Annotated in this window: 28 protein-coding genes and 1 riboswitch; of the genes, 24 read left to right on the plus strand and 4 right to left on the minus strand. The window is 42.5% G+C overall.

Features of this window, described 5'->3' with window-relative positions; genetic code table 11:
- Nucleotides 1–39: 39 nt before the first annotated feature.
- The 6 genes from A3M5_RS0119885 (at nt 40) to A3M5_RS0119910 (ending at nt 6,879) form a co-directional block, all read left to right on the plus strand.
- Nucleotides 40–603, plus strand: coding sequence for a thioredoxin family protein (locus A3M5_RS0119885; protein ID WP_018395525.1), 564 nt, complete (start codon nt 40–42; stop codon nt 601–603).
- Between the two features lie 22 nt (nt 604–625).
- Nucleotides 626–1,543: a diacylglycerol kinase gene (locus tag A3M5_RS0119890; protein WP_018395526.1), complete on the plus strand. Its 918-nt coding sequence runs from the start codon at nt 626–628 to the stop codon at nt 1,541–1,543.
- Between the two features lie 131 nt (nt 1,544–1,674).
- On the plus strand, nt 1,675–2,118 hold the full coding sequence (locus tag A3M5_RS0119895; protein ID WP_018395527.1) for a MarR family winged helix-turn-helix transcriptional regulator: 444 nt from the start codon (nt 1,675–1,677) through the stop codon (nt 2,116–2,118).
- Nucleotides 2,111–3,310, plus strand: coding sequence for an MFS transporter (locus A3M5_RS0119900; protein WP_018395528.1), 1,200 nt, complete (start codon nt 2,111–2,113; stop codon nt 3,308–3,310). Before A3M5_RS0119895 ends, A3M5_RS0119900 begins: the two co-directional genes overlap by 8 nt.
- 127 nt (nt 3,311–3,437) lie before the next feature.
- Nucleotides 3,438–5,168, plus strand: coding sequence for an ABC transporter ATP-binding protein (locus A3M5_RS0119905; RefSeq protein ID WP_018395529.1), 1,731 nt, complete (start codon nt 3,438–3,440; stop codon nt 5,166–5,168).
- Entirely contained in the window at nt 5,149–6,879 is a 1,731-nt protein-coding gene (locus A3M5_RS0119910) for an ABC transporter ATP-binding protein (RefSeq protein WP_018395530.1), read from the plus strand. Before A3M5_RS0119905 ends, A3M5_RS0119910 begins: the two co-directional genes overlap by 20 nt.
- 76 nt (nt 6,880–6,955) lie before the next feature.
- Here A3M5_RS0119910 and A3M5_RS0119915 read toward each other — a convergent pair whose 3' ends face one another.
- Nucleotides 6,956–7,378: a pyridoxamine 5'-phosphate oxidase family protein gene (locus A3M5_RS0119915; RefSeq protein WP_018395531.1), complete on the minus strand. Its 423-nt coding sequence runs from the start codon at nt 7,376–7,378 to the stop codon at nt 6,956–6,958.
- Nucleotides 7,379–7,451: 73 nt separating this feature from the next.
- On the opposite strand from A3M5_RS0119915, the gene A3M5_RS24120 reads away from it, so the two are divergent.
- From A3M5_RS24120 to A3M5_RS23350, 12 genes are all read left to right on the plus strand, one after another.
- Entirely contained in the window at nt 7,452–7,814 is a 363-nt protein-coding gene (locus A3M5_RS24120; protein ID WP_026221840.1) for a hypothetical protein, read from the plus strand.
- Nucleotides 7,811–8,167, plus strand: coding sequence for a DUF2085 domain-containing protein (locus tag A3M5_RS24125; RefSeq protein WP_026221841.1), 357 nt, complete (start codon nt 7,811–7,813; stop codon nt 8,165–8,167). The genes A3M5_RS24120 and A3M5_RS24125 overlap by 4 nt, the downstream gene beginning before the upstream one ends.
- A 15-nt stretch (nt 8,168–8,182) precedes the next feature.
- A complete protein-coding gene (locus tag A3M5_RS25590) occupies nt 8,183–8,332 on the plus strand; it encodes a hypothetical protein (protein ID WP_018395533.1) in 150 nt (49 codons plus the stop codon).
- Nucleotides 8,333–8,334: 2 nt separating this feature from the next.
- Nucleotides 8,335–9,711: a 23S rRNA (uracil(1939)-C(5))-methyltransferase RlmD gene (rlmD, locus tag A3M5_RS0119935; protein ID WP_018395534.1), complete on the plus strand. Its 1,377-nt coding sequence runs from the start codon at nt 8,335–8,337 to the stop codon at nt 9,709–9,711.
- 466 nt (nt 9,712–10,177) lie between these two features.
- Complete coding sequence (locus tag A3M5_RS0119940) at nt 10,178–11,224, plus strand: XdhC family protein (protein WP_018395535.1); 1,047 nt, start codon at nt 10,178–10,180, stop codon at nt 11,222–11,224.
- Nucleotides 11,221–11,871, plus strand: a complete 651-nt coding sequence (locus A3M5_RS0119945; RefSeq protein ID WP_018395536.1) for a nucleotidyltransferase family protein — start codon at nt 11,221–11,223, stop codon at nt 11,869–11,871. Before A3M5_RS0119940 ends, A3M5_RS0119945 begins: the two co-directional genes overlap by 4 nt.
- The gene (locus tag A3M5_RS0119950) at nt 11,868–12,764 is read left to right on the plus strand and encodes an FAD binding domain-containing protein (RefSeq protein WP_018395537.1); all 897 of its coding nucleotides are present in this window, start codon (nt 11,868–11,870) and stop codon (nt 12,762–12,764) included. Before A3M5_RS0119945 ends, A3M5_RS0119950 begins: the two co-directional genes overlap by 4 nt.
- Before the next feature lie 14 nt (nt 12,765–12,778).
- A complete protein-coding gene (gene pucD, locus A3M5_RS0119955; protein ID WP_018395538.1) occupies nt 12,779–15,052 on the plus strand; it encodes a xanthine dehydrogenase subunit D in 2,274 nt (757 codons plus the stop codon).
- Nucleotides 15,043–15,549, plus strand: a complete 507-nt coding sequence (locus tag A3M5_RS0119960; RefSeq protein WP_018395539.1) for a (2Fe-2S)-binding protein — start codon at nt 15,043–15,045, stop codon at nt 15,547–15,549. The genes pucD and A3M5_RS0119960 overlap by 10 nt, the downstream gene beginning before the upstream one ends.
- A 194-nt stretch (nt 15,550–15,743) precedes the next feature.
- Nucleotides 15,744–17,432, plus strand: a complete 1,689-nt coding sequence (locus A3M5_RS23345) for a hydroxysqualene dehydroxylase (protein ID WP_018395540.1) — start codon at nt 15,744–15,746, stop codon at nt 17,430–17,432.
- Nucleotides 17,433–17,795: 363 nt separating this feature from the next.
- Entirely contained in the window at nt 17,796–18,188 is a 393-nt protein-coding gene (locus A3M5_RS0119970) for a hypothetical protein (RefSeq protein ID WP_018395541.1), read from the plus strand.
- A gap of 79 nt (nt 18,189–18,267) precedes the next feature.
- Nucleotides 18,268–18,939, plus strand: coding sequence for a thermonuclease family protein (locus tag A3M5_RS23350; protein ID WP_018395542.1), 672 nt, complete (start codon nt 18,268–18,270; stop codon nt 18,937–18,939).
- Nucleotides 18,940–19,104: 165 nt separating this feature from the next.
- Here A3M5_RS23350 and A3M5_RS0119980 read toward each other — a convergent pair whose 3' ends face one another.
- From A3M5_RS0119980 to A3M5_RS23355, 3 genes are read right to left on the minus strand one after another with little or no spacing between them, the layout of a single operon-like run.
- Nucleotides 19,105–19,668, minus strand: a complete 564-nt coding sequence (locus A3M5_RS0119980; RefSeq protein ID WP_018395543.1) for a DUF3267 domain-containing protein — start codon at nt 19,666–19,668, stop codon at nt 19,105–19,107.
- Nucleotides 19,669–19,706: 38 nt separating this feature from the next.
- Nucleotides 19,707–20,306 (minus strand): class I SAM-dependent methyltransferase, encoded by a 600-nt coding sequence (locus A3M5_RS0119985; protein WP_018395544.1) that lies wholly within the window; start codon nt 20,304–20,306, stop codon nt 19,707–19,709.
- Nucleotides 20,303–21,109 carry an arylamine N-acetyltransferase family protein gene (locus tag A3M5_RS23355; protein WP_018395545.1) on the minus strand — a complete coding sequence of 269 codons (807 nt, stop codon included), beginning with the start codon at nt 21,107–21,109 and terminating at the stop codon, nt 20,303–20,305. Before A3M5_RS23355 ends, A3M5_RS0119985 begins: the two co-directional genes overlap by 4 nt.
- 73 nt (nt 21,110–21,182) lie before the next feature.
- On the opposite strand from A3M5_RS23355, the gene A3M5_RS0119995 reads away from it, so the two are divergent.
- From A3M5_RS0119995 to A3M5_RS0120020, 6 genes are all read left to right on the plus strand, one after another.
- The gene (locus A3M5_RS0119995; RefSeq protein WP_018395546.1) at nt 21,183–22,175 is read left to right on the plus strand and encodes a zinc-binding dehydrogenase; all 993 of its coding nucleotides are present in this window, start codon (nt 21,183–21,185) and stop codon (nt 22,173–22,175) included.
- A gap of 46 nt (nt 22,176–22,221) precedes the next feature.
- Nucleotides 22,222–22,327, plus strand: a riboswitch (TPP riboswitch).
- An 84-nt stretch (nt 22,328–22,411) separates the two neighbouring features.
- The gene (locus A3M5_RS0120000) at nt 22,412–23,707 is read left to right on the plus strand and encodes an acetylornithine deacetylase (protein ID WP_018395547.1); all 1,296 of its coding nucleotides are present in this window, start codon (nt 22,412–22,414) and stop codon (nt 23,705–23,707) included.
- Nucleotides 23,694–24,368: a thiaminase II gene (gene tenA, locus A3M5_RS0120005; protein WP_018395548.1), complete on the plus strand. Its 675-nt coding sequence runs from the start codon at nt 23,694–23,696 to the stop codon at nt 24,366–24,368. The genes A3M5_RS0120000 and tenA overlap by 14 nt, the downstream gene beginning before the upstream one ends.
- On the plus strand, nt 24,361–25,122 hold the full coding sequence (locus A3M5_RS0120010; RefSeq protein WP_018395549.1) for an ABC transporter ATP-binding protein: 762 nt from the start codon (nt 24,361–24,363) through the stop codon (nt 25,120–25,122). The genes tenA and A3M5_RS0120010 overlap by 8 nt, the downstream gene beginning before the upstream one ends.
- Nucleotides 25,119–25,862, plus strand: coding sequence for an ABC transporter permease (locus tag A3M5_RS0120015; protein WP_018395550.1), 744 nt, complete (start codon nt 25,119–25,121; stop codon nt 25,860–25,862). Before A3M5_RS0120010 ends, A3M5_RS0120015 begins: the two co-directional genes overlap by 4 nt.
- Nucleotides 25,859–26,875 carry an ABC transporter substrate-binding protein gene (locus A3M5_RS0120020; RefSeq protein ID WP_018395551.1) on the plus strand — a complete coding sequence of 339 codons (1,017 nt, stop codon included), beginning with the start codon at nt 25,859–25,861 and terminating at the stop codon, nt 26,873–26,875. The genes A3M5_RS0120015 and A3M5_RS0120020 overlap by 4 nt, the downstream gene beginning before the upstream one ends.
- The last annotated feature ends 71 nt before the right edge of the window (nt 26,876–26,946 follow it).

Here is a 26,946-nt window from a genome sequence, read left to right on the forward strand (position 1 = left end):
GTCAGAGAATGGCTAGAAAATCAGCAACGGAGGGGAAAAATGGATTTAAATAACTGGTTTGAGAAAGGGTTAACACCCGAACAATATATAGAACAAATGTCGAAGAATCAGGAAAATTTGCTTTACGTATTGAAAAAATTTCATCTGTCCGGTGATGAAGCCTCACTTATGAATAAACTGAGAGAAGCAAATTGGCGTGCCATTGTCATTACCGAAGATTGGTGTGGCGATGCGATGATGAATGTGCCGATTTTGCTGACACTCGCAAAAGCTGCTGATATGGATGTTCGGCTGCTTCATCGTGATGAGAATTTGGAATTGATCGATCAATATTTAACGAACGGTACGTCTCGTTCTATTCCTATCATCATTTTCATCAATGAAGAAGGTGAAGAGCAGGCTGTATGGGGTCCACGTGCGCCAGCTGTGCAGGAGATGGTAACGAATTATCGATCGTCTTTGCCGCCGCGCGAACACGCCGACTTTGACGAAAAAAGCAGTGAAATGATAAGCAAGCTGACAGAAGCGTACCGGATAGATGAGACGCTTTGGCAGGAAGTGTATAGTAGTTTGAAGACGACGATTGCGGAACGATTATATTAATAGAAGAAAGACTGGGATAAAGATGACAAAAAAAGCACGAATTATTTACAATCCAACTTCTGGCCGTGAGGTGTTCCGCAAGCATTTGCCGGAAACACTTGAAAAGTTAGAGCGTGCAGGTTATGAAACATCTGCTCATGCGACAACGGGTGAAGGCGATGCGACAAAAGCGGCGCGTCTCGCGGCTGAACGAGGTTTTGATACGGTCATTGCGGCCGGCGGTGACGGTACACTAAATGAAGTTGTGAACGGGCTTGCTGGACACGACTATCGTCCAAAATTCGGTGTTCTTCCGATGGGAACGACAAATGATTTCGCACGTGCATTGCATATTCCGCGTGATATTCAAGGCGCAGTGGATGTTATTACAGCGGCTGAAACCATTCCTGTTGATATCGGCCGGATGAATGATCGGTTTTTTATTAATATTGCCGGCGGCGGCCGCTTGACGGAACTGACATATGAAGTACCAAGCAAGTTAAAAACAATGCTTGGGCAGCTGGCGTATTATTTAAAAGGGATTGAAATGCTCCCATCTATTAAACCGACCGATGTGACGATCGAATATGACGGACAAGTGTTTGAAGGGGAATCTCTTCTTTTTTTAATCGGTTTAACAAACTCAGTCGGCGGCTTTGAAAAGTTGGCACCAGATTCGTCTGTCAATGATGGGCTGTTCACATTGCTCATTTTGAAAAAAACGAATCTGGCCGAGTTTATTCGTATAGTCAGCCTTGCGCTGCGGGGGGAACATTTAAATGATCCTCACGTCATTTACACGAAAGCAAAGCATATTACCGTTCATTCAAGTGATAAGATGCTTGTGAATTTGGACGGTGAACTTGGTGGAGAAATTCCAGCGGAGTTTGAAAATTTATATCGCCATCTCGATGTATTCGCACCTGTAGAAAAATTGCGGCCACAGGATCGGATTTATTAATCATTAACTGTTTCGAAAATCAGTCTCTCTGATTTTTGAAACAGTTTTTTTATTTATTAAAAAACTTTTGTTTCCTGAAATGTATGGTATGATAAATTTAATTACCTGGGTAATTAATTTAGGGGGGAATTATGAATACACATCAATTATTTCATACGATTCACCAGTTATCGCGTGAATTGGCGAAGCAGGCGAATCATACACTACAGCCGTTCGGTCTTTATACGGCGCAGTGGTCCGTACTGTTTGTATTAAAGGAAAAAGGAAAAATGACTCAAAAAGAGCTGTGTGATTATCTTGCCGTAGAGGCTCCGCCAATGACAAGAACGATCCAGCGTTTAATGAAACAAGGATATGTGAAGCAGGTGACGGGAGAAGACCGCCGCGCCAAAATTATTGAGATGACGGAACAGTCAAAAGCTGCATATCCGGAGTGGGAAGCGGCCGTTCTTCAAATGAATGATCGTCTGCTTATGGGAGTATCCGATGAACAGCGAGAGTATATGCAGCAATTATTGTCATCTTATTTAATGAATGTGAAAGAGAATTCACAGAAGGGGACGCTACATGAATAAAGCAAAATTATGGACAAAAGATTTTATAAGTGTATCGACAGGGAATTTTTTCTTGTTTATGACGTTTTACTTTTTACTCGTGACGCTCCCTGTCTACATTTTGCAAGGGCAAGGCGGAACAGAAGCACAGGCCGGCCTTGTCACAACAGTTTTTTTAATAGCGGCGATTTTGATCCGTCCTTTTGCCGGTCAATGGATTGGAATGTTCGGACGAAAAAAAGTGTTCGTCACGTCGCTGTTTCTTTATCTTGTTACGATGATTTTGTATTTAGTTGCGACAAACTTTAATGTGCTGCTTGCCCTGCGTTTTTTTCAGGGAATTAGTTTCGGGATGGCGACAACAGCGGCAGGTGCGATCGTCGCGAATATTATACCCCATTCAAGGCGCGGAGAAGGAATGGGCTATTTTGTCTTATCGAACAATCTGGCGATGGCGATCGGGCCGTTTGCTGGTTTGACGCTATTTAACGGTTGGGGCATGACCGCCGCCTATATCGCCTGCATCGTTATTTCTGTTATAGCACTAATCATCGGGTTAAGTTTGGCGGCAGATCATTCAGGTTCTGCCCGTTTCGGTTCCATGTTTCGTTTAAAATTGCATCCGGAACATTTATTTGAAAAGTCGGCACTGCCGATTGCTTTGACAGGCGCTTTTTTCTCAGTGGGATATGCGTCCATATTATCGTTCGTACCAGTATATGCAGGGGAGCTGAATATCGGCGGAATTGCTAGTTATTTCTTTATCGTGTACGCGGTGCTGCTTGTGCTTTCTCGTCCATTCACAGGACGCTGGTTTGACCAGTATGGTGAGAATATCATCGTTATCCCATCGATTGTCTTATTTGCGGCCGGTCTCATCGTGCTTAGTCTGGCGAATGGAGCTGTTCTTTATTTCGTAGCAGCCGGTATGATTGGCATCGGCTGGGGAACCTTGTTTCCGAGCTTTCAAACGATTGCGATTGCTAGGGCACGGCCTGAACGAAAAGCAACGGCGACCGCCACTTTTCTCTCTTTTTATGATTTCGGCATTGGCGTGGGGGCAGTCGTGATTGGCGCCGCTGTAGCTGGTATGGGGTTTAAAGCGATGTATGCATCACTCGCTGTGTATGTACTTATCGGCATACTCGTTTATATGACAGCGGCGAAAACAAAGAAGGAAAAAACATCGGTTCCCGAATTAAATGAACAGTAAAAAATCTCAAAAACCAGTGCATACTGGTTTTTGAGATTTTTTGTTTATCTTGAAAGGCGCTAAAAATTTAAAAAAGGGTGCTGGTTTGCTACACTTATGAAAAATAAAGTTGGAAGAAGGCGTACGTATGAGTCGTGTTTTATCATTATTAAAACCGTATCGACTGTCGATGGCGGCAGCGTGGGGGCTCATGCTTTTAGAGCTGGCAGTCGAGCTAGTGATGCCGATTTTAATAGCGAAAATGATTGATGACGGGATCATTGCCGGCAATCTTGATATGGTAATCCGGTGGGGTGTGATCATGATCGGGCTGTCCCTCTTCTCGTTTGCAGCAGGTATAACGAATTCATTTATTGCTGCCCGCATCGGTCAAAACTACGGATTTGATATCCGGAAAAAACTTTTTGAAAAAGTGCAATCTTTTTCATTTGCTCAATACGGTCATTTTGACACGTCCACGCTCATTACTCGAATGACCAATGATGTAACACAGCTGCAAAATGCTGTCTTTATGAGCTTACGTATTATGCTACGTGCACCGCTCATGATTGTTTTTGGCACAACCATGGCGCTATACGTTCATTTTGGATTGTCACTTGTGTTGGTGATTGCAGTACCAGTGATGCTCGTTTTCATGATGTTTATGATGAGACGCGGTGCCAGCATGTTCGAACGCGTTCAAAAAAGATTAGATAAAGTGAACAGTGTCATGCGTGAAAACTTAACTGGTATTCGTTTAATTAAAGCATTCGTCCGGAGCGATCATGAAAAGTCGCGCTTTCAGAAATCGAGTAAGGCACTCATGGATGAAACGATTCGCGTGATCCGTACGTTTGAAAGCATCGTGCCGCTTTTGCTGCTCGTCATGAACGGTGCTCTCCTCCTCATTTTATGGTTGGGCTTTGTCGAAATGCAAAATGGGACAGTGACAACTGGTGAAATTGTTGCCATCATTAACTATGCGGCCCGAATTATCATTTCACTGTCGATCTTCACATTTATTACGATTGCATTTGCACGCGGGAAAGCCTCAGCAGGTCGGATTGATGAAGTGCTGAACGTCGAACAGGAAAAGCTGAATTGGGTGACGGAAACGTATCCGAAAGATGGCGATCTTACACTGAAGAATGTGTTCTTTACCTATCCAGGTGGAACTGCACCCGTTTTAAAAGACTTATCGATGACGGTGAAGCGGGGAGAAATGGCGGCGATTTTAGGTGGAACAGGATCGGGGAAATCGGCGTTACTATCCCTTATTCCACGTTTATATGAACCGGATTCAGGGATCATCTCGATCGGCGGATGTGATATTAGCCAAATGAAAATGGATTCGCTTCGCCGGGAAATTGGTTTTGTTCCACAGGAGTCGCATCTGTTTACCGGTTCAATTTTTGATAACATTCGTTGGGGGAAAAAAAACGCAACGGAAAAAGAAATCGTTGAGGCAGCACGTAAAGCGCAAATCCATGAAACAGTAGCGGCATTGCCAGATGGCTATCATACGATGATCGGTCAAAAAGGTGTTACGTTATCTGGCGGGCAAAAGCAGCGTTTATCGATTGCCCGTGCACTCATTCGAAAGCCGGATATTTTACTGTTAGATGATAGTACAAGTGCTCTTGATGTGAAAACGGAAGTAGCGTTAATTGATGCGATTACGGAAGAAAAATGTACGATTATAATTGTTACACAAAAAATATCAACGGCAGAGCAGGCGGACCGTATTTTTATGATTGAAGATGGACAAGTGGCTATGTCGGGCACGCACAAAGAGCTATCTAGTCAAAATGGATTGTATAAACGCCTCATGGAGTCGCAAGGCAGAAAGGAAAACATACATGAACAGACACGGGGCTAATCCACAACCGAAGCCAAAAATTCAAAATATGTCCGGCACATTGAGACGTATCACTGGTTATTTATTAAAGAGAAAAGGAAAGCTCATCTTAACGATTGTTACGGTGGCGCTCAGTTCTGTTTTAGCACTAGCAGGTCCATTTTTAATCGGCGTTGCCATTGATAATTATATAGCGTCAGGAGATGAAGATGGTCTCTTATGGCTTCTTGGGGGACTTGCGCTCGTCTATGTGAGCTATTCGGGGGTCCTATTTTTGCAAAACTACTGGATGGCCGATATTGCGCAAAAAACGGTGTATGAACTGCGTGATGATTTATTTCAGCATTTTCACAAGTTACCGATCGCCTTTTTTGACAAACGCCGTCACGGTGAATTAATGAGCCGCGTGACGAATGATATCGAAAATATAAGCAGCACGCTTAACAGTTCGATCATTCAAATTGCATCGGGCATTTTGACGCTTGCTGGTTCCATTGTCGTGATGCTGTATTTAAGCCCGATTTTGACTGTCGTCACATTGCTGATTATTCCGCTCATGTTTGGCGGGATGAAGTGGATAACAAAACGGACGGGCCCGAAATTTAAAGAACAGCAGCGGCATCTCGGTGATTTGAATGGCTTTATTGAAGAAGCGATTTCAAGTCGTCATATTGTAAAAATGTTTTCACGTGAAGATGAAATGATCGCGGACTTTATGGGGAGAAATGAGCAGTTGAGAGAAGCTGGCTACTTAGCGCAGGCGTATTCCGGATTTATTCCAAAATTGATGAACGTCTTAAACAATACAAGTTTCGCATTCATTGCGCTCGCTGGGGGGATTTTGGCGCTGAATGGCCAGGCATCGGTCGGAACGATTGTGATTTTCACTGAATATGCCCGCCAGTTTACGCGGCCGCTCAATGATCTTGCGAATCAATATAATACGATGTTATCGGCTGTTGCGGGAGCGGAGCGCGTGTTTGATATTATCGACACAGAAGAAACAGTCGATGGGAAGACAGGTACTCGCCATAACATTTTAGGCGAAGTTATATTCAAAGATGTGTCATTCTCGTATGAAAAAGGAAAAGAGACACTTTCTGGTGTCACATTCAGTGCTTCAAAGGGAGAAACAATCGCGCTTATTGGGCCGACCGGATCAGGTAAAACAACGATTATGAACTTGCTGGCAAGATTTTATGAACCGGATAGCGGTGCGATTGTATTTGACGGTGTCGATAGCCGGAACATTTCTGGTGCGAGTTTGCGTGGACAGATGGGATTTGTTTTGCAGGACACGGTGTTGTTTGAAGAAACGGTCATGGAAAATATCCGCTATGGCCGCCTTAATGCGACAGATGAAGAAGTTGTCGAAGCTGCACGGCTCGCCAATGCCCATTCATTTATTATGAAAATGCCAGATGGCTACGCAGCAAAATTGAGTCAAGAAGGTTCGGGTATTAGTCAGGGACAGAGGCAGCTGATCGCGATTGCTCGGGCGATGTTAGCCGATCCAGTTATTTTGATTTTGGACGAAGCGACGAGCAGCATCGACACAATTACCGAGCTGCATATTCAAGAAGCGCTTGGAAGGTTAATGGAAGGACGCACAAGTTTTGTAATTGCGCATCGATTGAATACCGTTCGTCGCGCTGATCAAGTCATTCGATTACGTGCCGGCCGAATTGAGGCAATGGGTACATATGAAGATGTAGTGGAACATCACGGATAAGCGAAGCGGTCAGAAAAGCAAATAAGTGCTTATAAAAAAGGCATCGCCATCAAATAGCGATGCCTTTTTCGTATGATTAAAGATCCAGTATTTGCGGGGACTGGCCTTTTTTGTTCATTAATTGAATTTGATCCGGCTTAATTTGCAAAATAAGCAAATTTGGATCTTCTGGGCCATCAAACCAAGGCTCGAGATGTTCATTCCATACTTTTTCCTTCAAGTTTTCATCGTCAGACTCGACAACTTTTCCTTCCACTTCCACATATGTGTCGCCTATTCCTTCACCTTCATAACCAAGCAAAATATGTGTATACGGATTTTGTTTGATATCTTCCGTTTTGTGCATATCTTTGCTTGTCACCGTATAAAGAGTCAAATCATCATTGAAAAAGGTCATATAACGCGAGCGTGGCTTGTTATCATGAATGGTCGCCATCGTTCCGATCCGACTTTCCTGTAAAAGTGTTAAAACCTGCTTTTTCAGTTCGTTTTGATTCATCATGTTCATCTCCTATTTGTTTCGCGTCTCATATTACTATTCCTTTACCGGCTTTTTTTAAACATCACTTATTATGAGTAAAGATATTGAAAAGCATCTTTCTTTTATCGTATTGATTTATGATAAGATTACGTTGAAAGGCGGTGCTGCGAGATTGATTTTTATCAGTTTTTTTGTCGCTCTCACTTGCATCATAGGGAGTGTTATTGGATTGACGTCAAACCCAGTTGGAAACGAGCGACTCATTTTGATCAGTTGGTTCAGTTTTGGCCTCATTTTATTTATTTATACGATTTACTGGTACAAGAAACGACGCAAAAAAGGAAAAGATGATGATTACTCATATTGCGACTGCCCAACGCCGACTATAAGCAAGAAAACATTCGACTGCGACAACGATGGGGACTGTGACTGCGGTCCGGACTGTCCGTCATGAAGGAGTTTTTTACGCTGCAGTTCATGCCGTGCCACCGCCGCCCAGAACGGTCACTTATTGTGTGCGGCAGGCAGTTTCCAATCTGTTATAGATGTATGTTTTTATTAATCGGCTTATTTTTAGCTGTTCCGATGGCCTTCTTCCCACCAATTCTGTCTTTTATCCCGTCATTTTTAATGGCGATCGCATTGAACATTCCGATGCTGCTGGATGGATTCACACAAAAACGGCAGTTTCGCACAAGCAATAATTTGCTCCGTGTTATTACTGGCTTTTCAGCAGGATTCGGGCTGGCGCAATTTGCAGTAAGTGCGGCGAATATAGGTGCAGAGCTGATTTTAAAATGGTTTTAAATAAGTATCATATCCATGCAGAGCGATAAGTATGAAAAACTGGAGCTGCTGTTGAAAGAAGCGGCGCATCAATGTAAGATGAAGGATATCGTTTTTCAAGTAAACGATTCTCTGCCTGGTCTTAATGTGAACCGGCAGACAAGCTTAATAAATGAGGGGGAGTAATTGTGGCAAAGATTCAAGCCCCGGTAAAAATAAAAGACGTGTTGTACGTCACGTTTACCGATTTAACGCATGAAGGAAAAGCAGTGGCGAAAATAGATGGCTACCCGCTGTTCGTTGAAGGTGCGTTGCCGGACGAAACCGGTGAAATTGAAGTGACGAAACTGAATAAAGGATACGGATTTGCGAAATTGCTCCGCCTTGATAAAACAGTGCCTGAACGCGTGAAGCCTCCATGTTCTGTATATGATGAGTGCGGCGGCTGCCAGCTTCAGCATATGACGTATGAAGGGCAGCTTAAGATGAAATATAACCAGGTGAGAAATGTGATGGACCGGATTGCAAAACTGCCGGACGTGCCAGTTCATCCAGTGCTTGGCATGGAAGGGCCATGGCGCTACCGGAACAAAGCACAGGTTCCAGTCGGCATGAACGGCGGCCGCATTGTCGCCGGTTTTTACAAAAAACGCAGCCACGAGATTATTGATATGACTGAATGTCTTATTCAGCATGAACAAAGTGATGAACTCATTCAAAAAGTGAAAGATGTGTGTGCAGCGAACGGTGTCATGCCGTATGATGAACAGCAGCATAAAGGTGTGCTTCGGCATGTGATGGCGCGGATCGGCTACACAACAGGGGAAATGATGGTGGTGCTCGTCACGCGTACAGCTGAACTGCCAAATAAAGATGCGATCATTAAAGGCATCCGTGACGCGATTCCAGGTATTACATCTATTGTACAAAACGTTAATCCTGATAAAACGAATGTCATTTTTGGAAATCAAACGCGCACATTGTGGGGCGAAGATGTGATTTATGATCTAATCGGCGATGTGAAATTTGCCATTTCTGCCCGTTCATTTTATCAGGTAAATCCGGTGCAGACGGAAGTACTCTACGGAAAAGCGCTTGAATTTGCAGAATTGACAGGTGATGAAATTGTCATTGACGCTTATTGCGGCATCGGTACGATTTCCCTTTTTCTCGCCAAAAAAGCAAAAGAAGTATATGGCGTCGAAATTGTGCCGCAAGCGATTGAAGATGCGAAGAAAAATGCAGCGTTAAATGGCATTACAAATGCGCAGTTTAAAGCAGGGAAAGCAGAAGAAGTGATCCCGGCCTGGCATAAACAAGGTATCCGGCCGGACGTCATTGTCGTCGATCCGCCGCGCAAAGGCTGCGACGATGCGTTACTGCAGACGATTTTGGAGATGAAACCAAAAAAAGTTGTTTATGTATCCTGTAACCCGGGAACACTTGCACGGGACTTGCGGGTACTCGAAGACGGTGGATATAAAACAAGAGAAGTGCAGCCGGTCGATATGTTTCCGCAAACGACGCATATTGAGGCGGTAGTGAAATTGGTTTTGAAGTTGTAGATAACTAATAAAAACTCCCGAAACACAATAACAAGGAAAACTAATTTTCCACTCGATGGATTAACTTATTCGGGAAGGGAAAATTGAATCCTTTTCTTCCAAGTTCACAGAGGTACTGCTTACTAGCAGTGACCTCTCTTTGTCTTGCATAAAATATGGCAGGTTGAGTAGTTACGCTTAAACAAATAACAAAATGGTCTATGCCTTAAGACTAATTTTGCTTTAAGTGATACTATCGAGTCACTCAAAAAAATTAATAATTATACATTGCGTTTGTTATTTTTACTTCCATTATCACGTAAATATAATTAATTGTATCAAATTAAAACTTTATTAGGAACAAATTGTTGAATGTAAATAAAAAATGGATTTTTCCTTTTCCTCATTAAATACATTTCATAATACGACTAGCAAAAAATTCTATATTCATAATAGTAAATGGATCTTTAGGGACGGTGAGTATTGAATGGAAAGTATCCATCAAATATTAGATGTGATTCATTTATCATCCCAGAAAGATATTTTAGCCACTATTATTGATGTTCAAGGATCGGCTTATCGCAAGGAAGGGACTTCGATGCTATTTAAAGAGGATGGCACTCGAGTGGGCTTACTAAGTGCCGGCTGCATTGAAGATGATCTCGCAGAAAGAGTAAAGGATTTGTTCAATGATGGACTGTCGCAAACGATTGTTTTTGACATGAGAGCAGAAGATGACCTCTCGTGGGGACAGGGGGCGGGATGTAACGGTGTTCTTCGAGTCTTGCTTGAACCGGTTGGTCATCGTCTACGCTCACACCTTCATACCCTTGAAACATACCTTGAAGCCGGAAAGTCTGTAGTTATTATGAAAAAATTAACACATGATTATAGCGTCACGGATTATATTTTTTTAACAGAAGACCATCAGCTATTTGGTGAGTGGCAAGGAAGTATTCCTGCTAGGATTAAATGCCTTTTAGATTCACGTCCCCCCATTGTAAAGAGCGGAATTATATACATGGAAGAACTTTCTGCTCCCGTTTATCTTCATCATTATCAACCAAAATCACGCTTAATTATTTTTGGAGCAGGTCAAGATGCGATCCCGCTCGTCCAATTTGCCTCTAAAGCTGGATTTTCTGTACTTGTTTCAGATTGGCGCCCTGCATTATGTAACAAAGACAATTTTCCAAGTGCAACGGAATGTATTGTCGACTTTCCTGTCGCTGCGATTAAACAAATTCACTTCCGTCCGGATGACCATGTCATCGTTTTGACGCATAACTTTAAGCGAGATCAAGAGCTGCTTCAATTATTAGCTAATGAAAAGTTAGGCTATTTAGGGGTCCTTGGCTCTCGGGCCCGGACCCTACGGTTATTAAGTAATGGGGAAGATCTAGGTAACATTCGAACTCCTGTTGGATTGCATATTGGTGCAGAAGGACCTGAAGAAATTGCCATCAGCATTGTGGCTGACTTAATTAGAGTAAAGAGGCTGCAAAAGAATTCCAAGATGGATGCTATGCGATGAAGATGCAAGACTCAAAAATTGTTGGGATCTACCTAGCAGCAGGTAAAAGTAGTCGAATGGGCGAGAATAAGCTATTGCTTCCGTTAAAAAATACGACGCTTGGTAGCCTGGCTTTGAATACAGCTTTAACAACGAATCTTGACCATATAGTAGTCGTTACAAAAGAGGAAGATCCGTTAGATTGGTTGGATTATATCTTTTTTACTTCTTTGTTTGTCAAACGATGGACGCATGTTACGTGTGCTGAAGCAAAAGAGGGGCAGGCTTACTCACTTCGCCGTGGATTGCAAGAAGTGAATGCGATGAAAGCGGAGGCGGCGTTAGTCTTTTTGGCAGACCAACCATTTGTTACAGTCAGAATCATGAATAATCTTATAGCACGGTATCGAACTATTTTAAATGAAGGAAGAGAAAGAGATTTTGTCGCGGCTAGCTTTGAAGGAATTGTAAGGCCACCGATTTTATTCTCTCGCAACATGTTCCCGGCCTTAGAGAAGTTAGAAGGGGACATGGGAGCTAGAAAGCTAATTCGAAAATCTTTTATAGGTAATGGTGACACCATTGAATATGAAGATGAAAGGGCTTTCATCGACATTGATACACGAGAAGAGTATGAGCAAGTAAAGGAGGGGATCCCTTATAAGTGACCACTGAAAAGGAGAACTCATCATTAGCATCGAGTGTGATCTGGACACCTACAACGATCCAAGAAGCATTGGCAAAGAAAAAGGAGTTTGGAGCTGACGCTTGCTTTATATCTGGAGGGACCCTTCTGCAACTACAGTGTGAAAATGGAAATAAAGTACCGAAACATCTTATTAGCTTGCAACTTATTCAAAAGATGCAAGGGATTGAAGTAGAACGTGATCATGATTGCAAAGTGCTATCGATAGGAGCACTCTCTACTTTAGCTACTTGTCAAAACCATTCTTTAGTGACGATGGAAAGGAAGCTATTGTCTGAAGCCGTAAAACATATAGCCGCACCGGCCGTACGTAACCAGGCAACGATTGGTGGGAATATAGCTGGTCGTAGTGGAGATGTTATTCCTGCTCTTCTCGTGATGGATGCAGAAGTCAGTCTTTGTAATAAGGTTTCTAGTCTAAAGAAAAGTGTATGGAGTTGGTTAAAAGATAAAGAAGATCAACAGGATGATTTGCTAACACAGGTTCATCTTCCCATCAATGAACAGGAGAGAAATATGCATTATTTTTATAAAAAAATCGGACGTAGAGAGGCATTTACAGCTGCGATTGTTACGGTTGCTGGCTCTATGTCCTTGAATGAGTTAGGGGAATTGGACCATGTTAGGCTTGCAGTTGGAGGTGGAGATAATCTGCCGCACCGGCTTGAAGCTACGGAACGTTTATTCAAAGGGGAGAAGTTATCAACAGTAACTTGGAAGGAAGTATATTCATCAATATTAAAAGAATTCTTACCAACCACAGATGCTTTTTTGTCTGCTGATTATCGAAAAAAAGTAGCAGCACATATCATTATTTCAGAGCTTCAAGAACTAGTATTTCCATCGCTTAAATGAAGGGAGCCTGTGCTATGAAGTTTAATGTTTCGGAACGGGAAGGGCGTGTCCGGCCAGATGGAATGGCAAAAGTGACAGGTGACTTAAAGTATTTAACGGATTTGGCGTTCCCAAACATGTTACATGGAAAAATATTAAGAAGCTCATATCCACACGCAAACATTGTTTCAATTAAAACAGAGCGAGCAGAGCAATTGCCTGGTGTAGCAGTAGTTATTACACATAAAGATGTACCAGGGATGAATCGATTTGGAATTATTTTTCCAGACCAACCAGTATTTTGTGAAGATAAAGTGCGATATGTAGGAGATGCCATTGCAGCTGTTGCAGCAGAATCGGAAGCCATTGCCTATGAGGCGCTAGCGTTAATTGAAGTCGTATATGAAGAGCTTCCAGTCATTGATGACCCCAAAAAAGCATTAGCAAAAGATGCACCGAAGCTACATCTAAGTGGGAATATTCTTCACCGTGCAACATTCAAAAATGGAGATGTAAGTAAAGCCTTTGATGATTGTTTTACTGTCGTGGAAGAAACGTACGAGTTACCAAGACAAATGCATGCCTATCTAGAAACTGAGGGAGGGGTAATTGTCCCAAAGGAGGATGGGAGTATTACTGTGTATGCCGGAACACAGCATGGCTTTAAAGATCGCTTTCAGCTCGCTCGTATTCTGGCAAAACCAGAACATGAGATACGAATTATTTCCAGTCCGATGGGTGGATCCTTTGGTGGGAAGGATGAATTAAATATTCAACCGTATGGGGCCATACTCGCTTTAGTAACAGGACGTCCGGTAAAGGTTCATCATACTAGAAAAGAATCGGTTTGGGCCGGATTAAAAAGACATCCCATGAGAATTACCATGAAAACTGGTGCCAGTAAGACGGGGAAGATTGTTGCACATGAAGTACAGATTATCGCAGATACAGGTGCATATGCAACACTAGGTCCAGCCGTTTTAGATTTTGCAGTAGAGCATGCTTCAGGACCATATATCATTCCCAATATCGATATAGAAGGGCTATCTGTTTTTACGAATAATGGTGTTTCGGGAGAGTTTAGGGGATTTGGTGGAAATCAAATAACCTTTGCGCTTGAAGGACAAATCAATCGTCTAGCTGAAGCACTTGGGATAGATCCAATTGAACTAAGAAGGAAAAATATACGGAAGGCCACAGACAAAGGACCTTTAGGACAACGAATTGCACCTTCAAATGGGGCATTAGAAGTGCTCGAAAGTATAAATACTTTATGTATGAAGCAAAAAGAAAAACAAAAACAAGAGCCTTGTTCAAAATGGAAGCGTAAGGGAACGGGAATGGCACTTGCTATGCACGGAGGTGGGCTTGGCTTTGGGCGTTTAGATAGCACTGGTGGACGGCTAGCTTTAAATCATGAAGGAAAAATTGAAATTGCCTTTGGTTTTGAGGAATGCGGACAAGGATTATTAGCTGTTATTGAAAATATAGTCATTAAGGAAATTGGTTGTTCTCAAAATGATCTAAAAATCGTGATAGGCGATACGGCACTCGTTCCTGTTTCAGGCTCATCTACAGCTTCTCGAGGTACGAGTATGGTATGGCAATCTGTGCAAAGAATGAAGGAACCTTTTACACAAAAGATTTGTAAAAGAGTATCACAACTTCTAAGTATTCCTGAAAATGAATTGATTCTTGGAGAAAACGGACTTTGGAGGGTGAACGGTAAGCACCCGTGTATGACCTATAAACAACTGGCACAGGAAATGAAGGATGGAAGTCCTCTTGTTGTATATACGAATTTTCATTTTCCTACTACGCCTGATGCGGTGATTGGTGGTCATTATTTATATACCTTTGGGGGTGTAAAAGTAGAGGTTGAAGTGGATCTTCTCACTGGAAAAGTAAAGGTTACGGACCTAGATCATGTAATCGCTGCAGGCCCCGTTATCAGTCCAAATGGGTATCGTGGTCAAATAGAAGGTGGAGGTGTCATGTCTTTAGGTTACACATTAATGGAAGAAGCCAAGATGGAAGGCGGCAGATATGTAACGGAAAATTTTGATACCTACCTGATCCCGAGTATAGCTGATATTCCCTTTCATACGAATGTTCAAGCGATCGAAGCTTTATATAAAGATGACTCCCATGGCCCAAGAGGAGTTGGAGAAATTGGAACGATTGCGATCACTCCAGCCATTGTGAACGCCATTCACGATGCAACTGGCCATTGGGTCCAACATTTGCCGGTTTCATCTGAAGAAATTTTAGAGGCGGTTGAAGTAAGGAGGATGCTTGAATGGACTTGAATAAAGCAGATCATGTAGTTTCAAAGATGAAAGAGGAGTTCACACTTTCTTTCCTTGTTAATGGACAAAAGCATGAATTGCCGGTTCAAGCTTCTGCTCGTCTTGTTGATATTTTACGAGAGAAAGTGAACTTAACAGGCACAAAAGTTTCGTGTGGAATTGGTCGTTGTGGGGCATGTTCTGTTTTATTAGATGGACAGCTCGTCAATGCTTGCTTAGTAATGGCGTATCAAGTAAATGGGAAATCCGTCCTAACCATCGAGGGGGTAGGAACAGATGGCAATAGAAATATTCAAGAAGCCTTTTTACACGAGGGTGGATTTCAATGTGGTTATTGTACATCAGGAATGATTATGGCAGTAAAGGCACTTGTTGATGCGGTACCTAATCCGACAGAAGAAGATATTAAAGAGGCACTTTCAGGTAATCTTTGTCGTTGTACAGGATATGGAGGAATTATTAGAGCTGTCCAACGTTTAGCTAATGGGAATGCATGATATAAACACAGTCAAAAAAGATAGGCGATATGAGAGGCATATTTTGAGCGGATTAACTACACATATTTTAGATTTAACACATGGAAAACCAGCCTCAATTTTGTGATCGAGAATGTGTCTGACATAGAGAAAAACAAGAAGAAGGAGTGATCAGATATAACGGGGTATTCATTATTCATAAGATAGGTGATCAGATGAGAAAAAAAGTGATTATCTTGGGTGGTGGAGTTGCTGGGATGAGTGCTGCACATGAATTAATCGAACGAGGCTACGATGTCACGGTATACGAAGCTAAATCGATTTCCGGTGGAAAAGCTCGGTCAGTACCTGTTCCGGGCTCTGGAATAAACGGGAGAAAAGAACTACCTGGCGAACATGGTTTCCGTTTTTTTCCTAAATTTTATAACCATATTATCGATACGATGAAAAGAATTCCGTTTGAAGGAAATAACACCGTTTATGCTAATTTAGTTGAAGCTACAAAAATGGGAATTGCTCGTTTTAATGAACCTCTTGTGCCCTTCGTTTTAGGATTTCCAAAGTCAATGGTCGATCTTAAAATAAATATAAAAGCTCTATTTGAGACAAATTGGGGCCTATCTGAACATGAACTTGAATTTTTAGTTGAAAGAGTATGGCAAGTAATGACCAGCTGCAAAGAAAGACGAATGGATGAATATGAAAGAATAAGCTGGTGGGACTATCTGGATGGTGACCGTCAATCAGAGGACTTTCAAAAAATGTTTACAGGAATAACAAGGTCTCTAGTTGCAGCAAATGCAAGAGAAGCCAGCATGAAAACGATTGGCAACGTTCTTTCCCAAATTATTTTAGATTGTATTTTACCGGGATCCGAGAATGACAGGCTTTTGAACGGACCGACAAATGAAGTTTGGATTGATCCGTGGCTGAACTATTTAAGAAAAAAGGGAGTACGTTATTTTACTAATGCTGAGTGTATTAATATTCAAAGTGATCAAGAAACGATTGTCAGTATGACAATAAAACACCATAGCCGAATTTTAACTGTTAAGGGGGATTATTTTCTTTCCGCATTGCCTGTAGAAGCTATGGGAAAATTAATCTCACGTGAAATGATTGAAGCTGATCCAACTTTGGAAGGAATCAAAAAATTAAGTAAAAGCTTAGGCTGGATGAATGGTATTCAATTTTTTTTAAAACGAGATATTCCGATCATTCATGGTCACATAATATGTCAAGATACTCCTTGGGCTTTGACGATTGTATCCCAAAAGCAATTTTGGCCTTCGATTGATCTCAAGGAATATGGAGATGGTACTGTCAAAGGAATTCTTTCAGTTTGTATATCTGAGTGGCATATCCCGGGAATCGTATATGAAAAAAAAGCTTCAGAATGCACACTAGAAGAGATTAAAAACGAAGTTTGGACACAGCTTAAAAAAAGTTTTAATGCAGAGAAAACTGTTCTTCAAGACGACGATTTTCATTCTTGGTTTTTAGACCCGGATATGATTTTTGATGATACCAAAAAAATCAATATTTCTCCTTTATTGGTTAATAAAGTATATACTTGGGAGTTAAGACCTTATGCATATACAAGAATTAAGAACTTTTTTCTGGCATCTGATTATGTTCGAACGAACACGGATTTAGCCACTATGGAAGGCGCAAACGAGGCTGCCCGCCGTGCTGTTAATTGCATCATTGATGTTTCGGGATCAAAAGCACCTAAATGTAAAATATGGGAAATGTTTGATTGTGAATTGCTGATACCATGGCACATTCACGATTTTCGACGTTATCAGAAAGGACTTCCCTGGAATGGAAAATGTTCACACATAAGAAGGATGATCTCAATGATTCGGCATATTTCGTTATATTATTTGAAGAAGCCCTTATGAATCAGTTATTACTCCATTATGGAGTTAAAAATTAAACCGTTAGAATTTCTCTAACGGTTTAATTGTGATTCCATCTGCGGGGACAAACAGATCAGTATTTCTAACTCACGTCATAATAAGTGCGGTCCCTTGACCAAAAAGGGGAATAATGTCTTCAATCAGAACGAACCATTGCCCAACATACTGTAAAATATCAGCGAATTGATCATTATTCCCGTATCCTATCCGATTTATTTTAGTTACTATACATTATGTAGATTTGCGTTGAATGTCATCGGATTGGCATATAAGAGATAGAAGGAAATTAACGTCTTTATGCCAAAATAATGTATAATAGAAAAGACAGGAAAAGGGGGCATTTTTATGGGGGAATTAGCGATAAAAGAGCAAGTACTTCTTGCGTATTATGTGCAGTACTATTTGGAAAACAAGCCGGATGTGATGTATGAATTACATGAGCGAATGAGCGAGAACATGGCACCGGCAGTATATGAAATTGCGATGAATGATTTGTTTGATAAAGGGCTCGTCAATGGTCTTGAAAAAATTCGTCGTTACGATGAGACAGACGGGAACATTATCAAACCGATGATTACGAACGAAGGCGTTATATATATTAACAATGTACTTGGCATTCAGCCGTATGCGAGTGATGGCAGCAAGCTGAAATATGTGAAAAACACTCTCATAACAAGCAATCTTGAGTTGACGATTCCAATCATTGCAAAATACATTGAAGAGTCTGTGAAAGAGTAACCGTCTTTTTATAGGCGGTTTTTTTGATGGTTTTAATGCTAAAAGGTAAGGAGAAACGAAAGAAAAGAGGAAAAGAAACGTGAAGCGATTTACATATATGATAGCGGTCATGATGAGCAGTCTTCTTTTTTTATCAGCTTGTACGGAACAAGATGTCACTGATTTACTTGAAGTGACCGATGATGTGCTGACAGCGATTGAAAAGGAACAGAGCCAAGAGGGATCAAATAAAGTGGACGAAGAAGAGTCAGTTAATGAATCAACAAATATATTAAAGTCAAAAGGCACGATTGATCCTATCCCAGCCAAACTTGTCAGACCGGTGGATGGCGATACGGCAGTGTTTGCATTTGATGCGGACAATGATGGGAAAGCGGAAGAATTTAGTGCCCGCTTTTTGTTAGTTGATACGCCTGAGACGAGGCATCCAAAGCTCGGGAAACAGCCGTTAGGCGACGAGGCGAAAGAGCGGACGGCACAATTGCTTAAGCAAGGGGAAATTACGCTTGAATTTGATGTCGGCCAGCGTTTGGACAAGTATAGTCGAATACTCGTTTATGTGTATGTAGATGGGAAAAGCGTGCAAGAAACGCTTCTTGAAGAAGGAATGGCAAGGGTTGCATACGTGTATCCACCGAATACACGCTACCTGGATGAATTTGAAGCAAAACAGAAAATTGCTAAAAACAAAGGCATAGGTGTCTGGTCAATTGACAATTATGTAACGGATCGAGGCTTTAATTCGGATTAATCATGGAGGGAAAAGGAACGCCTATTACTCTTCGGTTACCTGAGCTGATCTTTCCAAAAAGTGAACAAGCGTCAGAAGCCTTGTAACAAAATAGGAGAGACTATAGAAATAAGCAACATATATAGGGAAATGTGAGAAAAAGAATGTATAACAAGAGCTCATCTGTCAGTTGAATACAGATGGGTTTTTGTTATACACATATAGCTTCGGTTCATTTACATCATCCAGAATAAACGCATCTTTTTTGATTTTTCGCAGCTGATTGTACATTGAAAAGTCACCGGCCGCGCCGCCAATTAAAAAGGCGGCGACAATCATCAGGACAGAGTTGTTTAGCCATATACCGATGACAAATGGCAGCATGCCCGTCATCCAGAACGGCAGCAGCAATGCTTTTTTCATTGCCTTGTTCACAATCACTTTTTTCGTACCGGCGTACGCAATACCGAGTTCGCGGTTAATACCATATACGAGGTCGCTTCTTTTGCATTTCCCCCAGATCATAAAGCCGATCAAATGAAACACTTCATGTAAAATAATCAGTGCGGTATATAAAATGGCCAATAAAAAGAAATTCCAGAATGAAATTTCAAATCCGCTTTTTATATGAAAGAAAGCCATCAAAACAGCACCAAGGACAATCGATGCAACTGTAATGATAAGTGCCTGAATGTGTATTTTTTTTATATTAAATGTAACGGTATGATCCGGTTCATGCGGCAAATTCATGTCAACAACATCTCCTATGGAAACAAAGTTAAATACCATTATTGTGGCTTTTGCAATACACACTGAATGACATGGCTTGTGCCCTGATGCAGCCGGCCTTCGTTTCGTTCTGCTTCGCCAGTAAAAAAGTGTTTACTATACCAGCCGTCAAATTCTTTCATTATTTGAGTAGGTGTGCATAACATGTCGATGGCCCGGGGTCCGCCGGATTTGAAACGAAGCTGGTCCGTTGTAAATAATTCAGCAATGTACAGGCCACCCGGTTTAATTGCTTTTTTAATGCCTTTCATTGTTCGGTTAAAAATCGGCTCAGGAAAGTGTCCGAACACGTGAATGATGGCATCCCATTTGTTTTCTGGCCATTCAACGTCGGCGAGATCACGCAGTTCCATGTTTACAACGACACCTTTTTCTATTGCAAGTTTCTCCGTTTTATCGATGCCGGACTGTGCATAATCCCATGTGTTAACTATGAATTTCTCACCGGCTAGGAAAACGGCGTTTCGACCTTCACCTTCAGCAATTGAAAGAACTTGACCACCTTTTTTAATGAATGGAGCGGCAGTTCGGATAAATTCATTTGGTTCTTTTCCATATACATATTCATTTACTTTAAAGCGCTCATGCCACATATTCATTTGTGATCGCCTTCTTTACTTTCGTTTCTTTTTTCGTCACGAAATTCAGCATTTAAATATAATTCAGCTTCTTTCACAATAGATGGTGAGCAGTAACGGGTGACTTCTTTTAAAAAATCATTGTCATGTTCAAATTCAACTATTTTTTCTGATCCATCTGGCCATTTCAAACGAAGCCGGTCCCTTGCGATTGAAAACGTTCCGCCGCCTGTAATGCCAGCGATCACCGGAGCTTGTGTAAAAGTCGATCGCTCATCGTGGTGAATCGTCTCCTTCATTTTCGTTAATTCGCTCCAGTTCACAGGCTCAGGAGAAAACCCATAGCGTACGATCCATTCATCGTTTACGAGCTGTTCCATTGCTAATGTGCCTTTTTCTGTTGTAACCATCTGGAATCTGAATGTCCCGGCTGGAGATGATACAGATTCACCGTCCAATAAAAGTGGGGAGAGCGGCAGCCGGTTACCGAAGCCACTCTCAACAAGATGAAGGTGTCCATCTTGTTTCAGCAACACGGTCGCATGCGTATGATCAATTGCCCAAACCCCTTCATTTTTCACTGTGCCAGTCGTGAGTTGTACGTCAAAACCAAGCTCTTTCAACGTTAAAAATAACAGAGCATTCAGTTCATAACATAGACCCCCACGCTGATTATCGATTAGTTTCTCTTTCAGGAATTCTGGTGTGATTTCCTGTTCATATCTATTTAAAACATCTAGGTTTTCAAAAGGAAAAAGTTCCGCAAACCGTTTTAAGATAAATGAAAGATCATGTCCTGCAAATTGTTTGAAAAACGAATTCATGTTGCTTCAATCCTTTCAAATTATTACTTATATGTTAAAATTATAGCACAGAGACCTACTTGGAGGGGATATTATGAAAGCAGTCGTTCACGAAGGACAAGCAGGAATAGCAGGGCTTACATACCGTGAGATGGAAGAAGGGTTGCCATCTTCAGGGGAAGTGAGGGTGAAATTAAAAGCAGCCGGATTAAACCATCGCGACCTGTTCGTTTTGCATCGGCATAAAGAAAACGAGCCGCCGCTCATTATTGGATCAGACGGGGCGGGTATCATTGACGCGGTTGGTGAAGGGGTGACGTCTGTCCAAGTGGGCGATGAAGTCATCATTAACCCGGGCCTTGGGTGGAAGGAAAACAGCGATGCGCCGCCGGAAGGATTTGAAATTGTCGGCTTGCCGTTTCATGGCACATTTGCGGAATCGATCGTTATTCCAGCTGAAAATGCTGTTTTAAAACCGGCGCATCTGTCATGGGAAGAAGCGGGAGTATTATCACTTGCAGCACTGACAGCATACCGTGCACTATTTACTCGCGGCCAGGTAAAAGAAGGCATGAATGTCCTCATTCCAGGTATCGGCAGTGGTGTGGCAACATTCCTTTTACAATTTGCAAAAGCAGCAGGCGCTCGCGTTTTTGTCACGTCCCGTTCAGAAGCAAAACGGCAAAAAGCAATCGAACTTGGTGCGGACAAAGCGATCGATTCAGAAAGTGACTGGGCAGAAGCACTAAACAATCAAAAAATGGATCTCGTTATCGAATGCGTCGGTGCAGCGACATTCAGTAAATCGCTCAATCAACTTCGTAAAGGTGGTACAATTGTTACGTTCGGTGCTTCAGCAGGCGACGAAGTAACGTTTAACCTGCGTGCATTCTTTTACGGTCAGTTCAATATGCTTGGTTCGACGATGGGCAGTGGGGAAGAGCTTGAGGAAATGATACAATTGATCGAACAGTACAAGTTACATCCGATTGTTGACCAAGTGTATCCGCTTGATCAATTTGAGCAGGCATTTACACGCATAGACAAAGCAGAGCAGTTAGGGAAAATTGTATTTGCCATTGAATAAACTACTTTAATGTGATAAAACTACTAATAAGGTTAAATTAAATAGGAATCACCGCTGGGGGTGCTCATAATGGAGCTGAGAGAGGCGAACTGCTTTAACCCTTATAACTTGAACCGGATAATGCCGGCGTAGGGAAGAGGTGTCTTGAACCGTTGTATCACTCCATTATAACGTCATCACATCCGTTTCTTCCCTGCGAAGAGACGGATTTTTTGCGTTACGGAAAGGAGTACAACATGGAAAAAATTCAAAAACTACATAATGAAATCGATGAACGGAAAGATGAACTTATCGATCTACTAAAAACATTGATATCGTTTAAAACACCGGCACCGCCTGCGAGAAACACAAGTGAGGCACAGCAATTCATGGCCGACTTTCTTGAAAAAAGAGCGTTCAAGATTGATAAATGGGATGTGTATCCGAACGATCCTAATGTTGTTGGAACGCTAAAAGGCACGGACAGCGGAAACTATCAAAGTCTGATTATTAACGGCCATATAGATGTAGCGGAAGTAAGCCCCGATGAGAAATGGGAAACCGATCCGTTCACACCTATTGTGAAAAATGGTACGGTTATCGGACGGGGTGCTGCTGATATGAAAGGGGGCCTTGCTGGTGCCCTATTTGCTATTCAGCTGCTGCATGAAGCGGGTATTCAACTCCCTGGTGATCTAACGTTTCAGTCGGTTATTGGCGAAGAAGTCGGTGAAGCGGGCACGCTTGAATGCTGCAAACGCGGCTATATGGCTGATTTTGCGCTCGTCGTTGATACGAGTGACCTACATATTCAAGGGCAGGGTGGCGTCATTACCGGCTGGATTACGCTAAAAAGTGAGCAGACGTTTCACGATGCGACGCGCCGGCAAATGATTCACGCCGGCGGCAAGTTGATGGGTGCTAGTGCGATTGAAAAAATGACAAAAGTTATCAATGGTTTGCAAGAATTGGAGCGTCATTGGGCAGTCATGAAAAGCTATCCGGGCTTTCCGCCTGGCACGACGACAATCAATCCGGCGGTTATTGAAGGGGGAAGGCATGCGGCATTTATCGCTGATGAGTGCCGTCTCTGGATTACTGTTCATTTTTATCCGGATGAAACGCATGAACAAGTTGCAAAAGAAGTGGAAGACTATATTCGTAACATAGCGAAAGGCGATCTTTGGATGCAGGAAAACCCGCCGATTTTTGAATGGGGAGGTACATCCATGATTGAAGAACGTGGTGAAATATTCCCGTCGTTTGAAGTTGATCCTAATCATTCGGCTGTTCAATCACTTATTCAATCACATGTGTCTGTATTCGACGAAAAACCAGTTGTTGATGTGTCACCATCTGTCACAGACGGCGGCTGGCTCGGTTCATCGGGTATACCGACAGCGATTTATGGACCTGGCCATTTGCGTCATGCCCATGCGGTGAACGAGCAGCTTGCCATTAACGAACTCGTCGACTATACGAAAGTAATGATTCAATTTATTTATGATTGGACGAATAAGGAAAAGGAGGAAAAAGTCAATGAAATTCAGTGAACAATTACATGGAAAATTACTACCGATATGGCGTCAAAATCACGATCATCCTTTCGTGAAAGGAATAGCAGACGGTACGCTTGACCCGGAAAAGTTCCGTTTTTACATGGTGCAGGACTATTTGTATTTAATTCAATATGCGAAAGTGTTCGCACTCGGTGCGGTCAAAGCGGATGATCTTCAGACAATGGGCAAATTCGCGGCGCTCCTGGACGGAACATTAAACGAAGAAATGTCACTTCATCGGCAATACGCGGCCCGATTCGGCATATCAGAAGAAGAGTTAGAGACTGCCAAACCGTCGCCCATTACACTCGCATACACACATTATATGCTGCACGCGGCCCAGAACGGTACACTTGCAGAGGTGATTGCAGCTGTTCTCCCTTGTGCATGGAGTTACTGGGAAATCGGCAAAGAACTGCATAGGGTCCCCGGAGCTGCTGATCATGAGCTGTACGGCGAATGGATCAATATGTATGCATCAGAGGAATTTGGCCAGATGGCACAATGGTGCATCGATCTTTTAGATGAGCACACAGTTGGCAAGTCAGAAGCGGAACTCGCGAAACTGGAAGAAATCTTTTTAAACACAACCCGTTTTGAATACATGTTCTGGGACATGGCATACAACGGAGTAATGTGGCCTGGCGATGTGTAAACCGGTGCTCGAATTCCGGGACGTGTCGTTCTCATACGGCAGCCAAAAACCGATTCTTGATCATCTCGACATGACCATTTACGACCGCGAATTCATTACGATCATCGGTGCAAGTGGCTCTGGGAAAAGTACGATGTTCCGTCTCATCACCGGGCTTGAAATTCAAAGCGAAGGTACGGTCTTGATCAACGGTGAAAACCATCAAAACCGTCATGGCAAAGTCGGCTATATGCCACAGCAAGATTTATTAATGCCATGGCGGACAGTAATGGACAACGCTGCCCTGCCGTTAGAACTTAGCGGCATTAGCAAAAAAGACGCCCAAAAACACATTTTGCCGCTCCTGGATGAGTTTGGTTTAACCGGCGTTGAAAACAAATTCCCTGGTGAATTGTCCGGTGGAATGAAACAGCGCGTCTCGTTTTTACGCTCAATCTTAACAGGATCAAATGTCCTGTTACTTGACGAACCGTTTAGCGCACTCGATGCGATTACGCGGCTGTCGATGCAGGAGTGGCTTTTAGAACAGTGGGGAAAACGTGAAAAAACGATTTTGTTCATCACGCATGATGTGAATGAAGCACTCTTTTTATCAGACCGCATTTTCGTGTTTCAAGAAGCACCGGTGCACAAGTTACAAGAAGTCGTCGTACCGCTCGGCCGTCCACGGTCACTACGGGATTTAAATGATCCGGCTGTTTTGAAATGGAAAGATGAATTAATTGAACAGCTGCGAGGAGGAGTGACCCTATGAAACAATATCTCCCGGCAGCTGGTCTTATCGTCTTCCTATTACTCATTTGGGAAGCGGTCGCTCGTTCAATTAATTTACTGTTCATTTTGCCGTCGCCATCAGGGGTCGCCTTGAAGCTATGGGAACTGAAAGAAGTGTTGTTATTTGACCATTTGCCGTCGACACTTGCAATCATTTTAATCGGTCTTGCGATTTCGATTGTGCTTGGCGTAGGGCTCGCCGTCTGGATGAATATGAGTAAAATCGCGGAACGCGCATTTTACCCGATTATTATTTCGTCGCAAATGATACCGACGATTGCAATCGCGCCCATTTTTATTATGTGGTTTGGCTATTCAATCTGGAGCAAAGTTGTCGTCACCGTTCTAATTACATTTTTTCCGATTACCGTCAGCACGTTTGACGGGTTGAAATCGAGCAGTAAAGAGTTAAGAGAATTGCTTTTGGCGATGGGTGCGGGGAAAAAAGAGATATTCTTTAAACTGCAAGTTCCATCCGCAAAACCGTATTTTTATTCGGGATTAAAAGTGGCCGTCACGCTTAGTGTGATCGGGGCAGCAATCGGTGAATGGCTTGGCGCACAAGCAGGGTTAGGCTATTTCAGCCGAAGAATGATGACGCAGTTTGACGGAGCAGCCGTATTTGCGCCGATTGTCTTATTATCAGCTGTCGGCATTGTGCTGTTTGTCATTGTGAAAGTACTTGAACATAAATCGTTAAAATGGAGGAAAACAGAATGAAAAAGTGGATGAAACCAGCAGCCGTGATGATGGCAGCGATGATGCTTACAGCCTGTGGCGGTAACACAGAGGAAGAAACAAAAACATCAGGCGGAGGTGAGGAAAAGCTGAAAGATGTCAGCATTATGCTTGACTGGTATCCGAATGCGGTGCACAGCTTTTTGTACGTCGCCGATGAAAAAGGGTATTTTAAAGAAGAAGGCATTGATCTAGATATTCAATTTCCAGCCAACCCGACTGATCCAATTAATTTAGCGGCATCTGGACAAGTGACGCTCGGCATTACATATCAGCCGGATGTGATTGTGGCACGGACAGAACAAGGAGTCGGTGTGAAGTCAGTTGGTGCCATTGTACGCGAGCCGCTCAATCGTGTTGTGTCGCTTGAGGAAAGCAATATCAAATCACCAAAAGATTTGGAAGGAAAAACAGTTGGCTATACTGGCATTCCGCTGAATGAGTCAATCGTGCAGACGATGGTGAAAGAAGACGGCGGCGATCCGTCGAAAGTGGAATTGATTGACATCGGTTTTGAACTCAACTCAACACTTATCAGCAAAAAAGCGGACGCCGTTGTCGGTGCGTACATTAACCATGAAGTGCCGCTGCTTGAATTTGAAGGGTATCCGACAGCGAACTTTGATTTAACAGAATACGGTGTGCCGTCATTTTATGAATTAATTGCCGTGACAAGTGATAAAACGTGGGAAGAAGAACCTGAGTTAATTGAAGCATTCTGGCGTGCAGCCGAAAAAGGATTTGATGACATGAAAGCAAATCCCGACGAAGCATTGAAAATTTTAATGGACAATCAGGAAAAAGAGAATTTCCCGCTGGAAGAAAAAGTTGAACGGGAAAGTATGAAGATATTGTTGCCGATGATGACATCAGATAAAGGATTCGGTTATCAGGAAGAAAAGCCGTGGGTCGATACAGCGAACTGGATGAAAGAAAGTGGATTGATTAAAAAAGATCCAAATGTAGAAGAACTATTCGTCAACATGCCAGAATAAAGTCTTTTTTCCGAAAGATTTCTCTTGTATAATGAAAATTGTTCGAAATTTTTTCGATGAGAGGGATGGCA

The sequence above is a fragment of the Bacillus sp. 37MA genome (genome assembly GCF_000372765.1).
Taxonomy (GTDB): Bacteria; Bacillota; Bacilli; order Bacillales; family Domibacillaceae; genus Domibacillus; species Domibacillus aminovorans.